The organism is Candidatus Acidianus copahuensis (genome assembly GCF_000632495.1).
Taxonomy (GTDB): Archaea; Thermoproteota; Thermoprotei_A; order Sulfolobales; family Sulfolobaceae; genus Acidianus; species Acidianus copahuensis.
In genome coordinates this window covers 57,436-75,453 of the sequence record NZ_JFZT01000021.1, presented here as the reverse complement: position 1 = coordinate 75,453, position 18,018 = coordinate 57,436, and the positions used below count along the sequence as shown (strand labels likewise).

Annotated in this window: 18 protein-coding genes; 13 read left to right on the top strand and 5 right to left on the bottom strand. The window is 34.4% G+C overall.

Annotation, left to right across the window (positions count from 1 at the left end; translation table 11 throughout):
* Positions 1 to 103 precede the first annotated feature (103 nt).
* Genes CM19_RS03700 through CM19_RS03690 form a run of 3 tightly spaced genes read left to right on the top strand, consistent with a single transcriptional unit; the run spans position 104 to position 1,732 of the window.
* Positions 104 to 424: a hypothetical protein gene (locus CM19_RS03700; RefSeq protein WP_048099109.1), complete on the top strand. Its 321-nt coding sequence runs from the start codon at positions 104 to 106 to the stop codon at positions 422 to 424.
* Positions 424 to 1,344 (top strand): DNA adenine methylase, encoded by a 921-nt coding sequence (locus CM19_RS03695; RefSeq protein ID WP_048099108.1) that lies wholly within the window; start codon positions 424 to 426, stop codon positions 1,342 to 1,344. Before CM19_RS03700 ends, CM19_RS03695 begins: the two co-directional genes overlap by 1 nt.
* Entirely contained in the window at positions 1,304 to 1,732 is a 429-nt protein-coding gene (locus CM19_RS03690; RefSeq protein WP_048099107.1) for a PD-(D/E)XK nuclease superfamily protein, read from the top strand. Before CM19_RS03695 ends, CM19_RS03690 begins: the two co-directional genes overlap by 41 nt.
* 260 nt (positions 1,733 to 1,992) lie before the next feature.
* Here the strand turns inward: CM19_RS03690 and CM19_RS03685 are convergent, their stop codons facing one another.
* Genes CM19_RS03685 through CM19_RS03675 form a run of 3 tightly spaced genes read right to left on the bottom strand, consistent with a single transcriptional unit; the run spans position 1,993 to position 3,564 of the window.
* Positions 1,993 to 2,241 carry a hypothetical protein gene (locus tag CM19_RS03685; RefSeq protein WP_150111371.1) on the bottom strand — a complete coding sequence of 83 codons (249 nt, stop codon included), beginning with the start codon at positions 2,239 to 2,241 and terminating at the stop codon, positions 1,993 to 1,995.
* Positions 2,238 to 2,936: a hypothetical protein gene (locus CM19_RS12495; protein ID WP_052349437.1), complete on the bottom strand. Its 699-nt coding sequence runs from the start codon at positions 2,934 to 2,936 to the stop codon at positions 2,238 to 2,240. The genes CM19_RS03685 and CM19_RS12495 overlap by 4 nt, the downstream gene beginning before the upstream one ends.
* Positions 2,899 to 3,564 carry a hypothetical protein gene (locus tag CM19_RS03675; RefSeq protein WP_150111370.1) on the bottom strand — a complete coding sequence of 222 codons (666 nt, stop codon included), beginning with the start codon at positions 3,562 to 3,564 and terminating at the stop codon, positions 2,899 to 2,901. Before CM19_RS03675 ends, CM19_RS12495 begins: the two co-directional genes overlap by 38 nt.
* Positions 3,565 to 4,348: 784 nt before the next feature.
* On the opposite strand from CM19_RS03675, the gene sixA reads away from it, so the two are divergent.
* The 9 genes from sixA (at position 4,349) to CM19_RS03630 (ending at position 13,499) form a co-directional block, all read left to right on the top strand.
* Positions 4,349 to 4,819, top strand: coding sequence for a phosphohistidine phosphatase SixA (gene sixA, locus CM19_RS03670; protein WP_048099104.1), 471 nt, complete (start codon positions 4,349 to 4,351; stop codon positions 4,817 to 4,819).
* Positions 4,820 to 6,085 (top strand): Ppx/GppA phosphatase family protein, encoded by a 1,266-nt coding sequence (locus CM19_RS03665; RefSeq protein WP_048099103.1) that lies wholly within the window; start codon positions 4,820 to 4,822, stop codon positions 6,083 to 6,085.
* Positions 6,085 to 6,723 carry a dTMP kinase gene (gene tmk, locus CM19_RS03660; protein WP_048099102.1) on the top strand — a complete coding sequence of 213 codons (639 nt, stop codon included), beginning with the start codon at positions 6,085 to 6,087 and terminating at the stop codon, positions 6,721 to 6,723. The genes CM19_RS03665 and tmk overlap by 1 nt, the downstream gene beginning before the upstream one ends.
* Positions 6,708 to 7,340 carry a dTMP kinase gene (locus CM19_RS03655; RefSeq protein ID WP_048099101.1) on the top strand — a complete coding sequence of 211 codons (633 nt, stop codon included), beginning with the start codon at positions 6,708 to 6,710 and terminating at the stop codon, positions 7,338 to 7,340. Before tmk ends, CM19_RS03655 begins: the two co-directional genes overlap by 16 nt.
* Positions 7,327 to 7,962, top strand: a complete 636-nt coding sequence (locus tag CM19_RS03650) for a hypothetical protein (protein WP_052349436.1) — start codon at positions 7,327 to 7,329, stop codon at positions 7,960 to 7,962. Before CM19_RS03655 ends, CM19_RS03650 begins: the two co-directional genes overlap by 14 nt.
* Before the next feature lie 747 nt (positions 7,963 to 8,709).
* Entirely contained in the window at positions 8,710 to 9,111 is a 402-nt protein-coding gene (locus CM19_RS13520) for a SelT/SelW/SelH family protein (protein WP_048099100.1), read from the top strand.
* 109 nt (positions 9,112 to 9,220) lie between these two features.
* A complete protein-coding gene (locus CM19_RS03640) occupies positions 9,221 to 10,654 on the top strand; it encodes a M28 family peptidase (protein ID WP_048099099.1) in 1,434 nt (477 codons plus the stop codon).
* A 180-nt stretch (positions 10,655 to 10,834) separates the two neighbouring features.
* Positions 10,835 to 11,872, top strand: coding sequence for a DNA double-strand break repair nuclease NurA (locus tag CM19_RS03635; RefSeq protein WP_052349435.1), 1,038 nt, complete (start codon positions 10,835 to 10,837; stop codon positions 11,870 to 11,872).
* On the top strand, positions 11,814 to 13,499 hold the full coding sequence (locus CM19_RS03630; protein ID WP_048099098.1) for an ATP-binding protein: 1,686 nt from the start codon (positions 11,814 to 11,816) through the stop codon (positions 13,497 to 13,499). The genes CM19_RS03635 and CM19_RS03630 overlap by 59 nt, the downstream gene beginning before the upstream one ends.
* 312 nt (positions 13,500 to 13,811) lie before the next feature.
* Here the strand turns inward: CM19_RS03630 and CM19_RS03625 are convergent, their stop codons facing one another.
* Positions 13,812 to 15,620 (bottom strand): S53 family peptidase, encoded by a 1,809-nt coding sequence (locus tag CM19_RS03625; protein ID WP_048099097.1) that lies wholly within the window; start codon positions 15,618 to 15,620, stop codon positions 13,812 to 13,814.
* Positions 15,621 to 15,820: 200 nt separating this feature from the next.
* On the opposite strand from CM19_RS03625, the gene CM19_RS03620 reads away from it, so the two are divergent.
* Positions 15,821 to 16,891, top strand: a complete 1,071-nt coding sequence (locus tag CM19_RS03620) for a HoxN/HupN/NixA family nickel/cobalt transporter (RefSeq protein ID WP_420804710.1) — start codon at positions 15,821 to 15,823, stop codon at positions 16,889 to 16,891.
* 339 nt (positions 16,892 to 17,230) lie between these two features.
* Here the strand turns inward: CM19_RS03620 and CM19_RS03615 are convergent, their stop codons facing one another.
* Positions 17,231 to 17,521 carry an Sso10a family chromatin protein gene (locus tag CM19_RS03615; RefSeq protein ID WP_048099095.1) on the bottom strand — a complete coding sequence of 97 codons (291 nt, stop codon included), beginning with the start codon at positions 17,519 to 17,521 and terminating at the stop codon, positions 17,231 to 17,233.
* Positions 17,522 to 18,018: the final 497 nt, after the last annotated feature.

Here is an 18,018-nt window from a genome sequence, read left to right as displayed (position 1 = left end):
TCAAGGTAGCTCACTAAGTATACAATATTACAAATAATATATATTAATCAAACCATTAATGGAATAACTCTTATATACTTTTCTCTTAAAATATATATAACAAATGAGAACGACAGTCTTTGTAACGAAGTGGCAATACGATAAACTGAAAAAGCTCTGTCTAGAGGATAAAGTATCATTTCAAGATGAAATAAAGAGAGCAGTTCTTACTTTCTTTGAGGATAAAGTACCACTAACGCTGATCTCAGATCCATTAACTTCGCATAAGAAATCTGGCCTTATCAAGATTATATTACTTATAGATGACGAGTTAGATCAGAGTATTAAAAAGATCTCTGAGATCTCAAATACAAAGAAATCTATGATCATAAGGAAGGCCATATCGTACTATCTCTTTAGAAAAGGAAAATACGGTGACCTTTAATGGCGAGGGACACGGAAAATATAGATTATTATCTTTTTGGAAAAGTTGAAGTTGAACCCATATTAAAATGGGCAGGCGGTAAGAGGCAGCTGATTCCCTTTTTTATTGATCTACTTCCAGAAAGTTTTGAAGTATATTATGAGCCATTTGTAGGTGGTGGGGCTCTCCTAACCTCACTATACAATATGGGACTTATAAGGAAAGCAGTGATCTCAGACACTAACGCTGATTTAATAAATCTTTATAAATTGATTAAGGAAAAACCTAATGAGTTAATTGAGGAAATAAACAGATTAAATCCTAAGAACACTGCGGATTTCTACTATAGAGCTAGAAAGGAATTTAATAGTATAAAGGAATTTAATAGTAGAAAAGGAGCTTTACTAATATATCTGAACAGACATTGTTACAACGGACTGTGGAGAGTTAACTCAAGGGGAGAGTTTAACGTGCCTTTTGGAAGATACAAGAACCCAAGTATGCCCTCAAAGGAGAAGATTCTAGCATTTCATACAATGCTCTCCTTAGTGGATATCCGTAATGAGGACTTCGAATATGCTGTAAAAGATGCTAGAAGAGGAGACTTTGTTTACTTTGATCCTCCATACTTTCCAGTATCAGAAACGGCAAACTTCACTTCATACGTAGTTGATGGATTTTCTTACAGCGATCAGGTGAGGTTATCCAGAGTTATGAAGGAACTTGATAGGAGAGGAGTCCAAGTAATGTTAAGCAATTCAGATGTAAAAGAAATAAGGGATCTTTACTCTGAATTTAAAATATATTCAGTAGAGGCAAATAGATTCATTAACTCAGATCCTAATAAAAGAAAAGGTATAAGGGAAATTATTGTGTTGAACTATGAGGTGAAGAGAAAACTTGCCTGGTGGAAAAGGGACAAGGACAGGGAAAATTCTTGAAGATCAAATAGAAATTGTATTAAAAAATAACGGATATAAGTTCAGAAAGCAAGTAGAAGTTGGACATAGAATCTATGGTGGTAAGTATATTGCTGACTTCATAGTGGAGTCAAATAAAGGAGAGTGTATAATAAGTTGCAAATGGCAACAGGTACCCGGAACGGCCCAATTTAAGCTTCTAGAGGAAATAGCATCACTCATTTATGTAATTACAACAGGAGATTACAAGAAAGGATATGTTGTACTTGGAGGTCCAGGATGGTCCAAGAGCTTTCTAGAATCATCGCTGAAACAGATCCATAAAACTATACTTCAGAACGGAGATATTGTAGAAGTACTAAATCTCGACAACATGATTGCAAGATTAAACATAGGAAGAATATGTTAGCTTTTTGTGAGTTGTTCAGAACCCTCCTTCTTTTCAAGGAAGATGAATTAATGAATTATTCCAACCTTTTGATCAGCTTCCCTACTCACCTTTGGTATGGAGTCTTCTGTCCGCATTAAGATAGAGGCTAAGTTTAATCATGATTTCATTAAAAGATTACTCATCTATTAAGAAAAACTGTAAAATATATTTTAATGATAAATAAAAGGATATTAATAGAAATTACACAAAAAATAAATATTATATTATCAATTAAATTATTACTGATATTCATGGATTATTTTACTAATACCTTTCTCCATAATTATTCCAGTCGCTAGTTTCTTTTTTAATAGTTTATGCTCGTCGTCTCTTGTCCTTAAAAGGTGCTTTCTAAGTTCCCTATAGTTTCCATTCTTTAACTTCTTCCCGCACACTGGACAGGAAGTTATTAAGTGCTTCCATAGATGCCCATTATAAGACCTCTTGGAAGAAGTTTTGAAGTCGCATAATGGACAGGAAATTTTCACAAGCATCTGACCTCCACTCTTCCAAATCCGTTTTTCCTTGACGAACCTATACCTCTAGCTATTGCGTTTTCTAAGATTTCCTTTACAAGGTCGTTAGATCTGCATATAGAATACCTTAACTTCCCATAAAGTCCTACCACTTCTTTATCCTCATAATACACCTTTCTAAATGTCATGTTTGATGGTTCTTCCCAGAGGGATGAATCAATTAAATTTAGAAACTCGCTTGCCATTTCTCTAGTAATTCCCTTTACTTCGAGTATATTAGTAAAAAATACCACGGAAGGTCTATTTGTGAATCTCTTTCTCTTAGTTTTCTCCCAGGGATCGACGAGGAGCGCTGGAGTTCCTATGATAAGCTCAAAGCTGTTACAATCCGTAACTTTTACCTTACTTATGTTAACGTCCACAACTCTCCACTCGGCATTAAAGATCTCCCTACTTTCCAAATTCGACAGAACTTTGATTACTTCCTCTTCCTTTCCTCCTACCTCGAACTTATAGATTTCTCCTTCTTCGGCCTGAAGATATATCGGTAATTTTGACATCTTTATCAAGTACTCACCTCTACGCTTTAGAGGAGAGACTGACACTGTCACTGGAGGATTTTTCAGCATAGTTTTTCCCACCTTTGACGTAAAGGGTGGAAGTATGGCGTTAGATTGTGGGGAAACTGACACTTCTGCTAGTAACAATTTTTCTCACCCTGCTTTCTACAAATGAGTTTAAAACAGTCTTGTTGGCAAGTCCTGCCTTCAGGGAGAAGTAATAAGCCTTACTTTCAACCTTGCTTCCAAAGATGAAAGAGCTATGTAGAGTTTCCTTACCCCTATTGTTAGATAGATCGTCAAGAAGGGAATAGAGAGAGCTTTGGATTATGCCAGTCAAAAAGATATCTTGAATCTTATCATCAACTATAACGGGTTTTCCTTTATGTTTCAGCCAATTAAAACTCCATATAGAATATTTTTTGCTTGTTTTGATTTCTCCATAAATTATTTCTTTTCCTGTTTCGATCTGAAAATCTGGCCTTCCACATAACTTAATATTGGCTATGTTAAGGCATATTGAATTGGATGGCCTTTTTAAGTTGAACTCGCTCAAAATGCTATCCTCAGCGGTCTCTGATGTAAGGTCCAGAGTTGAAGTTACGCGCTTCGAAGTTCTTAATAATTCAGAAACAGATACTACTAGGCAATCGTCTCTTCTATCAAATTTTCTCAGAACTATAGGCTTAAAATCTAAGTTAACATTCCTACTCTCCTTACACTGAACATCGATATGCATAGATAGGGGTTTATAGAATACAGTGAAAGAGATCATCTCTTTCTCCCTCTTTCACTGTACGATAGAGTATTCCCTATCTAATTTGACTACTTTTTTTGCATTCTTTAAGGTTAATGTATTATACGATGACATATATTGTCAGTAGTAATTAGGTAAACATAATATATAAAGCTTTTCCACCGTACTTAAACTCCATAGTCAATGGATACTGTTTCCTTATTCAGTACGTTTTTCAATCTTTAATAAATTACACATGAAATAAGAGAATATTGAACTGATCATTATCAGCCTAAGAAACTTCAGATTTGTTCAACAATACAACATACAAATAAAAAAATATTCATTAAGGAATCGACGATATCATATATTGTATATTACATCAAATTCTTTGTCTATCAATTCATTTATTTATCTATCGACTCATTTATTGCTTCATGTGCTCTGTACCACTTCGTGGGGCTCATATGCCCTTCATTAGTGGCACAAATGAAAATAGCAAAAGAGTTTATATATTTTTCTATAAAGTTACTCTGTGAAAGAATTTAAAGTTTTTAATATCAACGTCCCTAATTTAAAGTATTTAGTATTTAACGACTGTTTAACTTTACGGTAGTACTGCATTAAAACTATTCTATATTGACCTGCAAAACAGACAAGGGAACCATCAATATTTTTCTTCTGAAGTTTAATCCCCTGTATTTTCCCATAAATTCTTCGGCAAAGGATCTCTTTTTTGCTATTTTCCTTGATATCTTACATGTTAGAACCTCGATCTGTTTTTCCAAGCAATTCTTTTATATTCATGATCTCTATGTATTGCATGACTGTTATTCTAATCGTGAGACATGGTGAGAGTGAACCTGAAGTTGACGGCATATCAGATGAAAATAGAAAGATAGTTAAGAAAGGAGTTAAGCAAATGAGGAGAGTCGCAAACTTTATTGAGGAAATGGGTTACGAAATAGATCAAGTCCTAATTAGCCCTCTCTTAAGGGCAGTTCAGTCAGCTGAAGTTATTCTAGAAGAACTAGGACTCGAACTTAAGGCAGAGACCATTGACGATCTACTCCCAGATAAAGACCCTACAGAGTTCGCTCAAAAGTTAAGGGAGAAACAGGGTACTATTCTAGTTGTTGGACATGAGCCCTCCTTATCTAAACTTATAAAGGCATTAACGCAAAGTCAAGTTGAACTCAAAAAGGGAGGGGTAGCAGTAGTAGAAATTGATCAAGTCGAGAATAAGGCTGAACTAGAGCTTCTGCTGACCCAAAAGGTCATGAAGCTGATTTAGATGGAAGAAATAGCTGTAATAGATCTTGGATATAATTCCATTAGACTATCATTATTTCAGAGAAATTCTAGAAATTCCTTTAGAACATTGGGAAGCATGAAGAACTTTACTAGATTGGGAGAGGGTGTAGACGAGGGAGGTGATATAAAGGAGGATAAAGTTCAGAATGCCGAAAAAATTATGGCTAAGTTTAGAGATGTATTAGAAAGAAGAGGGATAGAGACTGTTTATCCTTTAGGAACTAGTGCATTTAGATTGGCCAGAAATGGTGAGGAGGTGGCTAAAAGACTGTCCAAATCACTGGGATGGGACGTGGAAATTCTACCGGGTGAAGAAGAAGGTAGATTAGCAGCTTTAGGCGCATTAAATTCCTTACCTTTTTCGGATGGAATAATCTTTGAGTTAGGAGGAGGTTCCTTAGAAATTGCTTATGTAAAGAATAGATCTCTTGGAAAAATATTTCATTTTCCTTTAGGCGCCTTGAGACTAACAAAACTCTATAAAAATCAAGAGGAAATGAGAAAGGAAATTAGAGGTTACCTTTACTCGCTCCCTATATGGATTCCTCCCACATTAATAGGTTCAGGTGGAAACGTAAGATCTGTTGGGAGATTTATTATGCAAATGGATAATGTAAAATTTAATCATGTGCATGGTTATGTAATACCAAGAGATAAAATATCATCTTTAGCTAAGAGTATTTGGACCATGAACCCAGAGGAAATAGCATCCTTTCCCGGGATAGGAAAAGAGAGAGCTTTAACAGTTAAGGCATCCCTCCTTGTCATGGAGGAATTAACGACTTTTTTTGATTCCCAAAACATAATGGTATCCGAGTTCGGAATGAGAGAGGGGAAGATAATGAGGGGGGAAGAGATCTCTCTTATTGATATGAGAAACAGCTGGTTATGGGCGATGGCAGACTTCATGAACCTTAAACCTCCTTCAGATATCTGGCTTGAGGCTGAAAAAATAACGGGATCTGAGTTGGCTGGAATTTCCGCTTATATATCGCATTTATTCAAGGAAGCAGGCTGGGGAGATCCATTTGACACATGTTATAAATACTTGCTTAAAGCATTAGTTCCGGGATTTAGTAAGAGGGATTTAGGCTTAATTTCAGCTATATGTAAAGGAGCATCCTCTAAAGTGAAGAAAAAAGACCTACAAAAGCTAGGAATAGGAGATACTAAACTAGATAAGGTTAGAGAAATGTCAAAAGAAGTAAAAAAAGTGGTCAAGATGTTCCCGATAGGTGTGTATTAATGGCAGGCCATATAATAGCCTTTGAAGGAATTGACGGTTCTGGAAAATCCAGTCAGGCTAAGCTATTAAAGGACTGGTTAGAGGCTAGAGTAGATTCATATCTAACGGAATGGAACTCATCAGAGTGGATACATGAAGTAATAAAAGAGGCCAAAAAGAAGAGTTTACTAACGCCCTTAACCTTTAGTCTCATCCACGCTACCGATTTTGCTGATAGATATGAAAGGCTTATCCTTCCAATGTTCTTGTCAGGTTTTACAGTTGTGTCTGATAGATACATTTACACAGCCTATGCTAGGGACACAGTGAGAGGAGTTAACTTGAATTGGGTTAAAAGATTGTATTCCTTCGCAAAAAAACCCGATGTAACTTTCTTTATTAGAGTTTCTCCAGAAATTGCGTTAAAGAGACTTACAGGAAGTAGAAGGGGAATAAAACCTCAAGAAGCTGGTTCCGACGTCTTCCCTGAGCTAACTCCAGAAGATGGATTCCTTAAGTATCAAGGAATGGTATTAGAAGTGTATGATAAATTTGCTAAAGAGGAGGAATTCGTGATAATCGATGGAAATAGATCTCCAAGAGAAATACAAATGGAGATCAGAAATACAGTGAGTGAGTTGCTATGGAAGGAAAGATAATCGCCTTAGAAGGTTCAGAGGGTTCTGGTAGGACTATTCACGCTAACGCGCTTAAGACTTTTCTCGAAGAAGAAGGATATGGAGTAGTAACTTTTGGCCTAGGTTTATCCAAACTTATGGGGGAACCGATATCAAAGAAGAAAAGAGATATAGTATTTCAAAGAAGGACGCTTTTCCTCTCTTATGTAACTGATCTAGCAGATCAGCTAGAAAACGTTATCAAGCCAATGGTGAAGTCAGGATTTATTGCCCTGGCTGATGGATACACCTCCACCTTGATGGCTTGGGGTCTAGCTAGGGGTTTAGAGGAAAGCTGGATGAGGGATACGTTAAATGTACTCCCTAAACCCTATCTAAGCTTAGGTCTAGTGTCAAATTCTGTTGAGATTATTAGGAGAATATTGAGAAAGAAGGGAAACTTAGATCCATTAAGCTCTGGAATAGACATATGCATTAATGAGGACCTATTCTCATCATATATTCAATACTTAGATACATTCCAAGAAAATCTTAGAAGACTGCTCCAAGACGGAATATTAATTGACACAGGAAGAACCTATGAGGTAGTTAAAGACGAAATCGCTAAAATTGTTGGGGAGAGAATTGAAGAGACCTGAGGAGTATGCAAATCAACATCTAAGGGCCTTCAATAAGATAGTAGGAATGTCTCCTAAGGGAATACATGATAGTAGACTTGAGATTAGAAGATTTTACGTAGTAGCTAAGACGTTGTATCCATTACACTTAAACTATGAAATATTGGAAATTAGTAAGGGAATCCTTAAATCTTTAGGTAAAATCAGGGACATGGATGTTCATGGATGTCCCAAAGTGAATAGAAATACCATATTTGCCACAATTGTAAAAAGGAAAAATAATATAACGGAATTACCTAAACTCTATGGTTCTAGATTTATGGTAGCACAAAATTTGTTCGAAGTGTATAAGGAAGCGCAGGAAGCTAATAGCTTTCATAGCTTTAGAAAATTACTTAGAGAAGCTAGATTTATGGCTGAAAGCTTGGGGTTAGAGGATTCCTCGTTAAAGGTCTTAGTTAGAGAGATGGGGGATATGAGGGATTCGGTATATAGAGAAATATGTGAAGGAAGAAGAAAATCTGAACTCACTTTTACATCGGATCTCAAAGAACACGGTTTATCCGCCTTAAAAGAAGTTCTTTTGTCTGATCATGAGTTTCATCATATCAAATATAAGTTAACGCTAAAAGACAACGTGTAGTTGTTTTAGCTATTTTGTCGCTATCAAGTACTTAAGTTCCTCTGATGATGTCCTTATCGATGAGCAAGCTTTCCGTTTTCGTTGTTTTAGCTTAAAGATCAACATCAGCTAGATATCTCTATAGCCCTCTTACGTTTACATCGTGTAAGGCTAAGACATGATATCCCTCCATTTGCTTTTGAATTGTGCTATGTCCTTAACTTTTCTTCAATGGCTTACTTCATATTGATCTTTGTTTTTCCCTCTTCCTACTTTTTTCTCTTTGCATATTTTATGTTTCTTTTCTCTTTACATAGTCCTGTCGTAAATTACGCTAAGTCCAACACACATCAAGAGTTAAAAAGAATCGCTTAAAAGACACCTAGTCCCAAAAACGAACAGTTATTCTCATCTATGAAAAGAACTTTAAAAAGCATCGTAGAGCTATATATCGAGAAAGATCAAACTTCCTATTTTACACCAATCAAGGTAGATCTCCTTGAATTCCAAAACGATACAGATCTAAATTCTACCTGAGCGATTTAGCTTTTTTGGACTAAAAATAATTACAGATACCACTACTTAAGCCCGTTATAAGACCGATATAACATCCTTGGTGTCTCTATGAACATGTCTCCCTTGATCGAGAACAACATTACTACTTTTTCCTCCTTTATAACTGACAAACTGATGCTTAGGCTTGCCATATAAAAAGAGTTCTTGAAACATTATGCTAAAACTTATTTTAGCCTATACGAAGTTAATAGTATGATTGACCCCGTATGTAAGATGGAGGTAGAAGTTAGTGATCTGAAGTTAGATTACAATGGGAAGACTTATTATTTTTGTTCTACCGATTGTTTAAACGAGTTTAGGGAAAGTCCAGAAAAATACATAAACAAGAAAGAAGAGTTGCAAAGGAGAGTTAATATAAGAATTGTCTACTGTAGACCTTGTAAGTATTTAGATAGAGCACTAAACTTATCAAAGGACTTACTCTCATACTTTGAGGAGGCAGACGTTACTCTTGTCCAGGGAAATAGAGGAATATTTGACGTTTATGTAGATGGAAATCTTATATTTTCTAGATTCAAAGAGGGAAGATTTCCGGAAAGCGAAGAGATACTAAAAGAAGTAAGTAAAAAGATAAAAGAAAATAAGGAGAATTGATTTAAAAAGAATATCTACATTAACTATAACTTTTTAATAATGATTAAAAAGAAGAGTATTTCCCTTACATACATTTAAGCTCATAAATCCCAACTTATTAAAATTAGATATGGTATTTGAACGTCTTAAACTTCTCTCAACTGAAGGAGAGATCATCACAGGTTCAAAGGAGGAAGGAAAAATAATTGACAAGATCAAAGCCTTCTTTCATGAAGTCAGCGATGAGGTTAGAGTTACCCCTATAATGGTTATGAACTGGAAGCAGAGAGATTTGATTTTAGAATGTAGCGGAAGGAAAATAGATGCCTCACTTTTTCCATATTCTCCTTCTGTCGATCTAGAGACGGAAGTCTCAGAAAGTTACGAATTATGTAATAACAAAATGCTAAAAGTTAAAATAAATAATCTTTTTGAAGTTAATAAGTATTACGAAGAGGCCATTGAGAAGGGATGTAATTCCGTTGTGTTCTCCTTAGATGACGAAATCAGAAGATTCGTAATAAAAAATGGAAATCTATTAAGTACTAAACCGAGCCCTCCTCCCTATATTCCAGCGATATATGTTAAACTATCTGACTTTCAACTCGTTAAGGGAAAATGTCGACTACTTGCGGATTCCGAATTCAACCAATCAACTGGTTACATAGTAGAGGGAATAAAGAACGCTAAATACAATGAGGAAATTCACGTAACCGCTCATCACGATCATTGGTTAGCCGGAGAAAGGGATAACTTACTAGCGGTATCAATTTTACCTGAATTGACATCTGATCTTTATGAGACTCACCTAATTTCCTTCACCGCTGAAGAGTCAGGTTCTCTTGGCTTCTCTCCCTTTTCTTGGTCTTATGGCTCGAGGAAGTTCTTACACGGAATACGTACAGATAATGTTCTGCTAAACATTAACATGGATAATTTAGCGGAAGATAGTTTGACAGTAAAGTTAACTCCAGGGCTAAGAGGATTAATTGAAAATGAAGTAAACGTCCTAGAAATCCCAGAGATTTACACGGACAGTTATTCTTATGTTAAAAGTGGTATACCTAGCGTAAACATAGGAAGCTATTCTATGCTACACTATCACGGGGAATTTGACGTAGTAAATCCTGGAGATCCAAAGTTAAACCAAAACATAGAATTAACTAAAAGATTAATATTAAAGATAATAAACTCAAAAATTGAATATAACTTCAATGAAATGGTGAACTATCTAGATGATGTTATGAAGAGTTTACCCCTTCCGTTAAGATCATACCTAGTAAACGTTGAAGAGAAAATAAGGGAAAGGAATGAAAGAACCTATAGGAACCTTTTAAGATTTTACGGAGGTATTTTATACGACGATTTTGCAGATGTTAAACTTTTCCACAAAATCTTCGGATCAATCGAAGCTAGAAAAAGAAATAAAGTTTGCATTGAGGATTATGGATGTATAAAAAAGGAGAGAAACGACGAAATATATAACAAACAATATGAATACTTTATCAATACGTTAATCCATGAAATAAATAATGAATATATTGAACAAATCTATTTAATCTAGTGATTGCCTTCTAGTATTTATCATTTTTAAAAATAATCTAATGCTAATATTCACTATTCTGCTTCCTAAATCTAGATCAACTACTATAACCTATCTACAGATTAGAGAAAATAAAATCCCTCTTTCCATATACGAGGAGTTAGAGTATTCTATATAAATGTGTATTACCTCCTTAATAGTGTGGAGTCCCATCATGTAATATCCTCTTTATTGGATATCATAGCTAAAATGGATAAGGAGTTGGGTTATATAGGTCCTCCTGAAAACTTTTCCCAAGAAAACGAATCAAGCGAAATTGAGATCTTAGGTTACTGCGAAGAACATAGTACTCTTACTAACTTCTCCTATTTAGATAGCTCTTCAAGAATGATTACGATTAAGGGAGTTAGAGTATATATGGGATCTCTTTTCATGAGCGATCCAAACTTTACTTTAGCTATACCTCAAGTTATCCCTACTCAGTTCCTTGCATTAAAGGCTTCGTCATCAGTATTAGAAAATATATCTCGGGACAATATTATCTCCTCATATGTAAAAGTTACTAGCCCTGCAGGAATACCTTATGACCAAAACTATAAGGATGACAATATCTCAGATGAGCTTAGGATCTCATTAGAAAACTATGCGATATCTAAATCCTCATCAATTACCATTGTAGATGGTCCAGTTATCCCAGGTCCTAATCTAACGTTCCTTTCTGAAGAGTATAAGAGTGCTTTTGAGAAATTAATTAATGATAGAGTAAATTACTTCCCAACTTTAATAGGAGTTGTAAAGAGATTGGACATGAGTTATAAGTTATCCAAGGTCAAAGAATTTAATCAAATTATTAAGAAGTTTTCTAAGATAAGGCCACCTGATACTAAGGCTATTGAAATAATTAGTCAAAAAGGAGAAGATCCCTTTATAACTCCTATTCTAAAGGAAAATTGGGGTTCTTTGGTTAGATATATGGTATATGTCAAAGTTAGAAATTCTGTCTTTAGAGTTGAGTCAACAAACCTTGACATTCTTTGCAAAGGGGTTAACACTACTATTGATAGATCAGGAGTTAGAGGAATTCCGGACTTCATTGAAATAGCAGACAGGATCTCTAAGAGGCTTAGCGCCTCAATTTTCATTTTATCTTTCATTCTAGGAAGTAAAATAGGTGTTTCGTATGATGACTGGGGAAAGTTCTGGGAAGCCTCAGAGGAAATTAGAGAACATGATATCTGAGGCAAAGCTAAGGGCAAATAACTACGGAAAAGTAGTTGGAATAGCCTCTAGAGTTAGCCCTATTTCTCATGGAGAAAATAATAAAGAAGTTGAAGTCGAAATACCATTCGAGAACTATTTAGAGTCAAGGTTAATAGTGGATTCATTTTTAGGATTATCCCTTTTAATACCTGGAACGCTTATCCTAGGAAGGATTAAGGAGGTTAGTAGAGAAGATTTAATGTCTTTATCGAGAGTTCCGGCCCTAAGCGTCAATGAAGATCCATCATCTGTTGCAACCCCACTAAGGATAAAAGTAGAGTTAATTTCTGAGCTCATTGATGAAAATGGCGTGAAGGAAGTAGTCCCTCCTTCGTCTCCTATTGATCCTCAGTCTCCAGTCTTTTTACCAAACGACGATTTCGTGAAGACTATGTTAGGTTTACCAATTGACGGAATTGAAATAGGCAAAGTAGTTGAGGGATATAGGAGGAGAGAAAACGTTGAAGCTAGGATCTCTAAGGAAATGTTAAGTCACCATATACTTGTAATAGGAACAACAGGATCGGGAAAAACTAACCTTTTAAAAACGATATATAGTAAGTCCGATATCCCATTAATAGCCTTTGATATTCAAGGAGACTACATTCGTACAGCTATAAGAGAAGGAGGAAGGATAGTCATACCTATGAGTGAAGATTACGCAAAAATGGGAATAGTCCCATTCCTAAAGTTGGTCTTCGGAAGAAGTTCTGTCGACATAAATATAGAGAGAGATTTAGTAAACGTAGATGGACAGACATTAACGTTCTCCTCAGGTGAGAAGAAATTTAAAGTGACTTTAATGGGATTTAAATTTAGTAAAGTGGCAAAAGATTTAGCGGATATCTCTACCTTATTTTCACCTCAAGGAGCTTACTTCTTCAAGCTCATTATAGATAATGCGATAGTTGACAACATTAGTAACTGGGAAACAATTGAGAAGGAAGGTAAAGATAATTTACATGTTAATATCCACCAATATACTCTTAGTAATATTGAGAGAGCTGTTAAGATAATTCAAGAGATGAGAATATTAGACTTAAAGATTAAGCTTTCTGATCCTGGGATGACACTCCAACACAAGTCCATCGAACTTGATGAACCTAGTTACGAGGAATTGCTCAAGGAAAAGATAACGGTTGATTTAAGATGGATTATGGAAAGAGGAATCGACGCGTCGGTAACAGCTGCATACATCATTATGAACAGAATATTTAAGCTTAAAGATAACGCATACAAACAAGGGAAAGAGATTCTACCTTATATTATGATGTTCGATGAGGCACATGAATATTTCCCACAGAGTAGGAAAAATGAGGAGGGAAAGGAAAGTTTGGAAAGACTAATAAATAAAATAATGAGATTAGGAAGGGTCAGAGGAATAGGCACAATCTTAGCAACTCATAGACCAGAGGATTTAAACGACCTAATAATTACGCTGACTAACAGTAAAGTAGCTTTAAGGGCAGATAACGACGCTTTGCGCAGAGTAGATATGGAAGAGTACTCTAAAATCCTAGAGGTTTCTCCACCAGGTTTTGGTATAATTAGAACTTTTGCTTATAGAGCCCACAATGTTTTTTTAAGGTCTGATAAGTTTGACTAATAGCATTCTCCACTACTAAGACGGATAATGGTAAGTTTCTGTTAGGCCTACTAACATCCTTGATTACTCTTAGATAGAGTTTTTAATAATTTATTGGATTAAACTTTTTTATTAAAATAATATTTACTAGAGAAAAATATTGTTGAAAGATGCAAAACTCGACGAGTAATGGATAAAATTTTTCAATCAATTTAACCGTTACTAATAGTAATTTTATAAATGTAAAGATTTTTATAAAATAGATTAATATCTAATCTAAAATTAAATAAGTTTTACAAAAAAAAAAAAAGAATTATTGAATAGATGGATCTATTATGTTTCGCTATATAAAATTAAGTCGTAAATCATTGCATACGCATTATACGTTCCAGGACCTGTTACATAATTCCATCCATAGTGAGCAGGAGTTGGATTACCCCCTGTAGTAATTGGGATCCAAGCCTTCATTCCCTGAATATAACCATTAGGAGTAAATATCTTACCCTGATATGATATGCTATATAGCGCAAAATTGAGCGAACCAAGCCTTTGAGCAGTCAATGAAACCATCGCTGCAGTTACTGGCGCAGCTCCACTTGTACCGTACCATAGGAATAACTGACCTTGAAATATTAATGGTAAACCAAAGCCAAATTCCGGTATGTTAAACCCTCCAGCACTAACAAAAGCTATATCAGGATAAGTTCTTACAAGCTTTGGAGTATCAGGAATAATAGAGGTTAGTTCGTAACTTTGAGCCGGAAACACTACGCTATTTCCACCAGTACTATAATCCCATCCAGTTATTCTAGTAATATTTCCGGAAGAATTTACCGAAATGAAAATCCCTCCTACTGAAGTGACATAGGGGTCCGTCTCTGGATACCAAATTGTATTATAGGTGTCTATTATAAAGTTGGGAGGAGGATGGTCGCTTTCAAATCCCCAATCCCCAGAGGCAGCTAACACAGAAATTCCCTCAACTGCAGCCTGTTCCATGATCTGATGTATAAACTGAAGCATAGCTGGATAATAGGCTGCTAAGTATGATTCAGGTACCGTAACTGAAATAGAGATCTCAGTGGGATTTAGAACATTGATCATATAATATAGTTCATACCAGTAATTTAATAGGTAACCTACTAATGATACCCCTCCTACATATCCGTTGCTGAAGACTACATAAAGGTTAGCTCCTGGAGAGAAAGCTCCTGCCCATTCAGCGTCTAATTCGTTTTCTCCAGACTGACCACCCGACGTATCATTTCCAAACTCGACAACGCTAAATGTTCCGGTTCTTTGCACGTTATATAGATTCCAAAATGCGTATATGTCGGAGTTATTAATGTATTCCTCTGGAACTCCCTCTATAGCTATTGTACTTCCTTTCCCTGTATAACCGTTTTGATAAGCCTGAGTAAAATTGAAGTAACGCTGAATTGTCAAAGGAGATATTACAATCTTGGAAATCAGAGAACTGTCTGTTGCGTTATATTTAACAATATTAGCTTTCCAATCTTGAGATATTGCAGAATACAAATGAGGATCGAAACTATTTAGTCCAACTATTCCTAAGATGAATTTTCCAACATTATATGGTACAGATGCGGTAACGTTGTTCGCATAATAATAGAACGGCTGTATATTTGTAATTCCTGGAAGACCAAACCAGTAGATTGTCGTGAATGGATAGTAGTATACATTAATATATGTGTGAAATGCACTTTCCACAGATTCCACGCTCCCATTAAATATTAAAACTAGATTATCTCCAAATTCTCCACTATAACTTAGATTATATGATTCAAGATATGAAATAAGATTATTAACATAGGATCGCTTAGGATAAAATTGATTATCAAAGGACATGGGAGATAACCAATGGTGATAGTATTGCTTAGAACCGTAGATAAAATTAAGGAGTGACGTTAATCCTGATGTATTTCTAAGCGATAATAACACTCCTATGTATAATTCTGTACTACGATTTAATGGTTGGATAAAGTGTGAACCTGGAAGAATTGAGTAAACAGGTGAAGTTGTTTGTATATAATAAGAACTTTGAGAAGATGAAATACTTTCTAATGAAAAAGAACTTAGAAAAATGATTATAGTTAAAAGAGCAATTAGGACGCGTATCATCTATTCCCTTTCACAACTCCAAATTAAAAGGATTGCTTTGAATAACATTAGATTTTATTATCATTTTTGTTTATAAGAAGAGAATATCTTATATTTAAATATTCTTTCTATAATATTTTCTAATTAATTTCTTTAAAATATTTTTAAAAATGACACACAAAATCAGAAAACTTAAATATATGGATAGGCTATCCAGATACATGTTATCAAAACTAAATTTCAGGACTAAAATGGTAATTGTGTTATTTTATTTTATAAATATTTTAATTATTGTATTTCTTTTCCTTTCCTTAATTCAGGTAAATTCAGATACCATAAGCTCAAAAGCATCCTTCTTTTCCCTAGGTAGTTTAGCTTTTATGTTTGGCCTTAGACATGCTGTCGATGCCGATCACATAGCAGCAATAGATAACGCTACTAGAAAATTAACACAGGAAAAGAGACCTTCACTATTAACCGGAACATTCTTTTCCCTAGGTCACTCTACAGTAGTTTTGTTATTATCTATTGCCATCATAATTACAGGTGCAGCCATTAAATCTAATATGCCTACACTAGAGAATATAGGTTCGATTTTAGGAACACTCATTAGTGGGGGCGTTTTATACATTCTTGGGTCATTAAATTTTTTTGTGGGATTAGAAATCTACCGATTATATAAACAAAGCGTGAAAGGCAATATAAATGAGCAAAGAATAGAAGAGACATTAAATAGGAAGGGTCTAATGAATAGATATTTCAGAAGATTCTTCTCCATTATTAAAAACCAGTATTATATGTATCCCATTGGATTTCTTTTTGGATTAGGTTTCGATACAGCTTCAGAAACAGCATTATTAGCGTTAACAGCTACCTCTGAAGGTATATTTATCAATATATCTCCTTCATATATTTTAGTTTTTCCTTTACTATTTACTGCTGGAATGGTATTAGTAGACTCTACTGACGGATTCTTCATGAACACCGCTTATAGATGGGCATTTTTAGGAGATCCAATTAAGAAAATATGGTACAATCTAACTATGACAGTATCATCGATACTAGTAGCTTTCTTAATCGGTTCATTAGAGCTTTTAGGTTTATTGCAATCCGAGATAGATCTATATGGTGGCTTTTGGAATTTGATAGCATGGATAAATAGTAATACATCATGGAGCTACATTGGCTTAGTTATTGTCGGAACATTCGCCTCAGTCTGGACTATTTCGATTGTAGTATATAAGTATAAAGTATTACCTTCTTATCAAAAGCCAGATCTGCGGAAAAAATAAGGGATTTTGTCTCTTATAAGAAATATTGATAATACCATTATTTATTCATGTTTTGTGTTATTTTAAGATAAAAAATTTTAATCTAATCAGAAATATTAAATTAGTTCTTATCGATAATAAAAATTATCAACAATCATCAAATCTATAAATTTCCATTATTATACAGCCAAACGTGATATCCATCAAAATTCAGATAAAGGAAATACGTTAACTACACTAATGGGTTCAAATATCAAATTTTTTATGATGAAATTTTCATGTAAAATTTTATTAGTGATTGATAAGATGATATTTACTAAGAATATATACTATAGTAGATTTTTTTAAAATATCCTATCCTTAATTAAAATCCCGAATCTCTCCAAGTATATCATCTAATATTTCCTGAAGTTTCTTCTTATAAAGCAAATATAGTTCAATTTGTTTCAGGTATTCTTGGCCTTTATTTGTTAGATAGTACATTCCATCCCTTTCCACCATATATCCGGCGTTTATTAGCGTTAAAAGATACTTTTTCTTCAGTTCATAACTCAAATTTGCCAAATTCGCTAGTTTTGATTTTTTTACTCCTGTCTTGGACGCTTTAAATATACTATATATAATATCAAATTTGTCCCTCTTTCTACCCATATTCCTTAAAATATCTTTTGGTGATTAAAATCTTTCTAATACTTATTTATAATCATTTTTTCCACTTGAATAGATATTTTAATTTTAAATTCTATTGAATAAAAATGAACGATATGGTTGCTTTAACTTAAATTTAGCTCTTATTTTTATATAGTATTATTACAGTAAAATATAGATAATATAGTTAATATTTTATGAATAATGGTTTTTAAGTCAAAATAGGACTACAATAAAGATTTATCTAAAATACGATAAAGCGAAAGCATATTGTTACAGGATAAGCATACTAATTGTTTTGTTATAATTGGAAGGGAATTACCACTTAAATTTTATATAAAATTATCCTTCAATCATATGTTTCTTAAAATGAATTGGATAGAAAGGGTAAGAACGAGCTTCCTCCAAATCAAAGAGGAATAGATACACGTGTATGTTCTTTAACTAGAAAATTCCATCCGGTTGCCTTATCGAGATTCTATTTTCCGTAAAAATCAGAC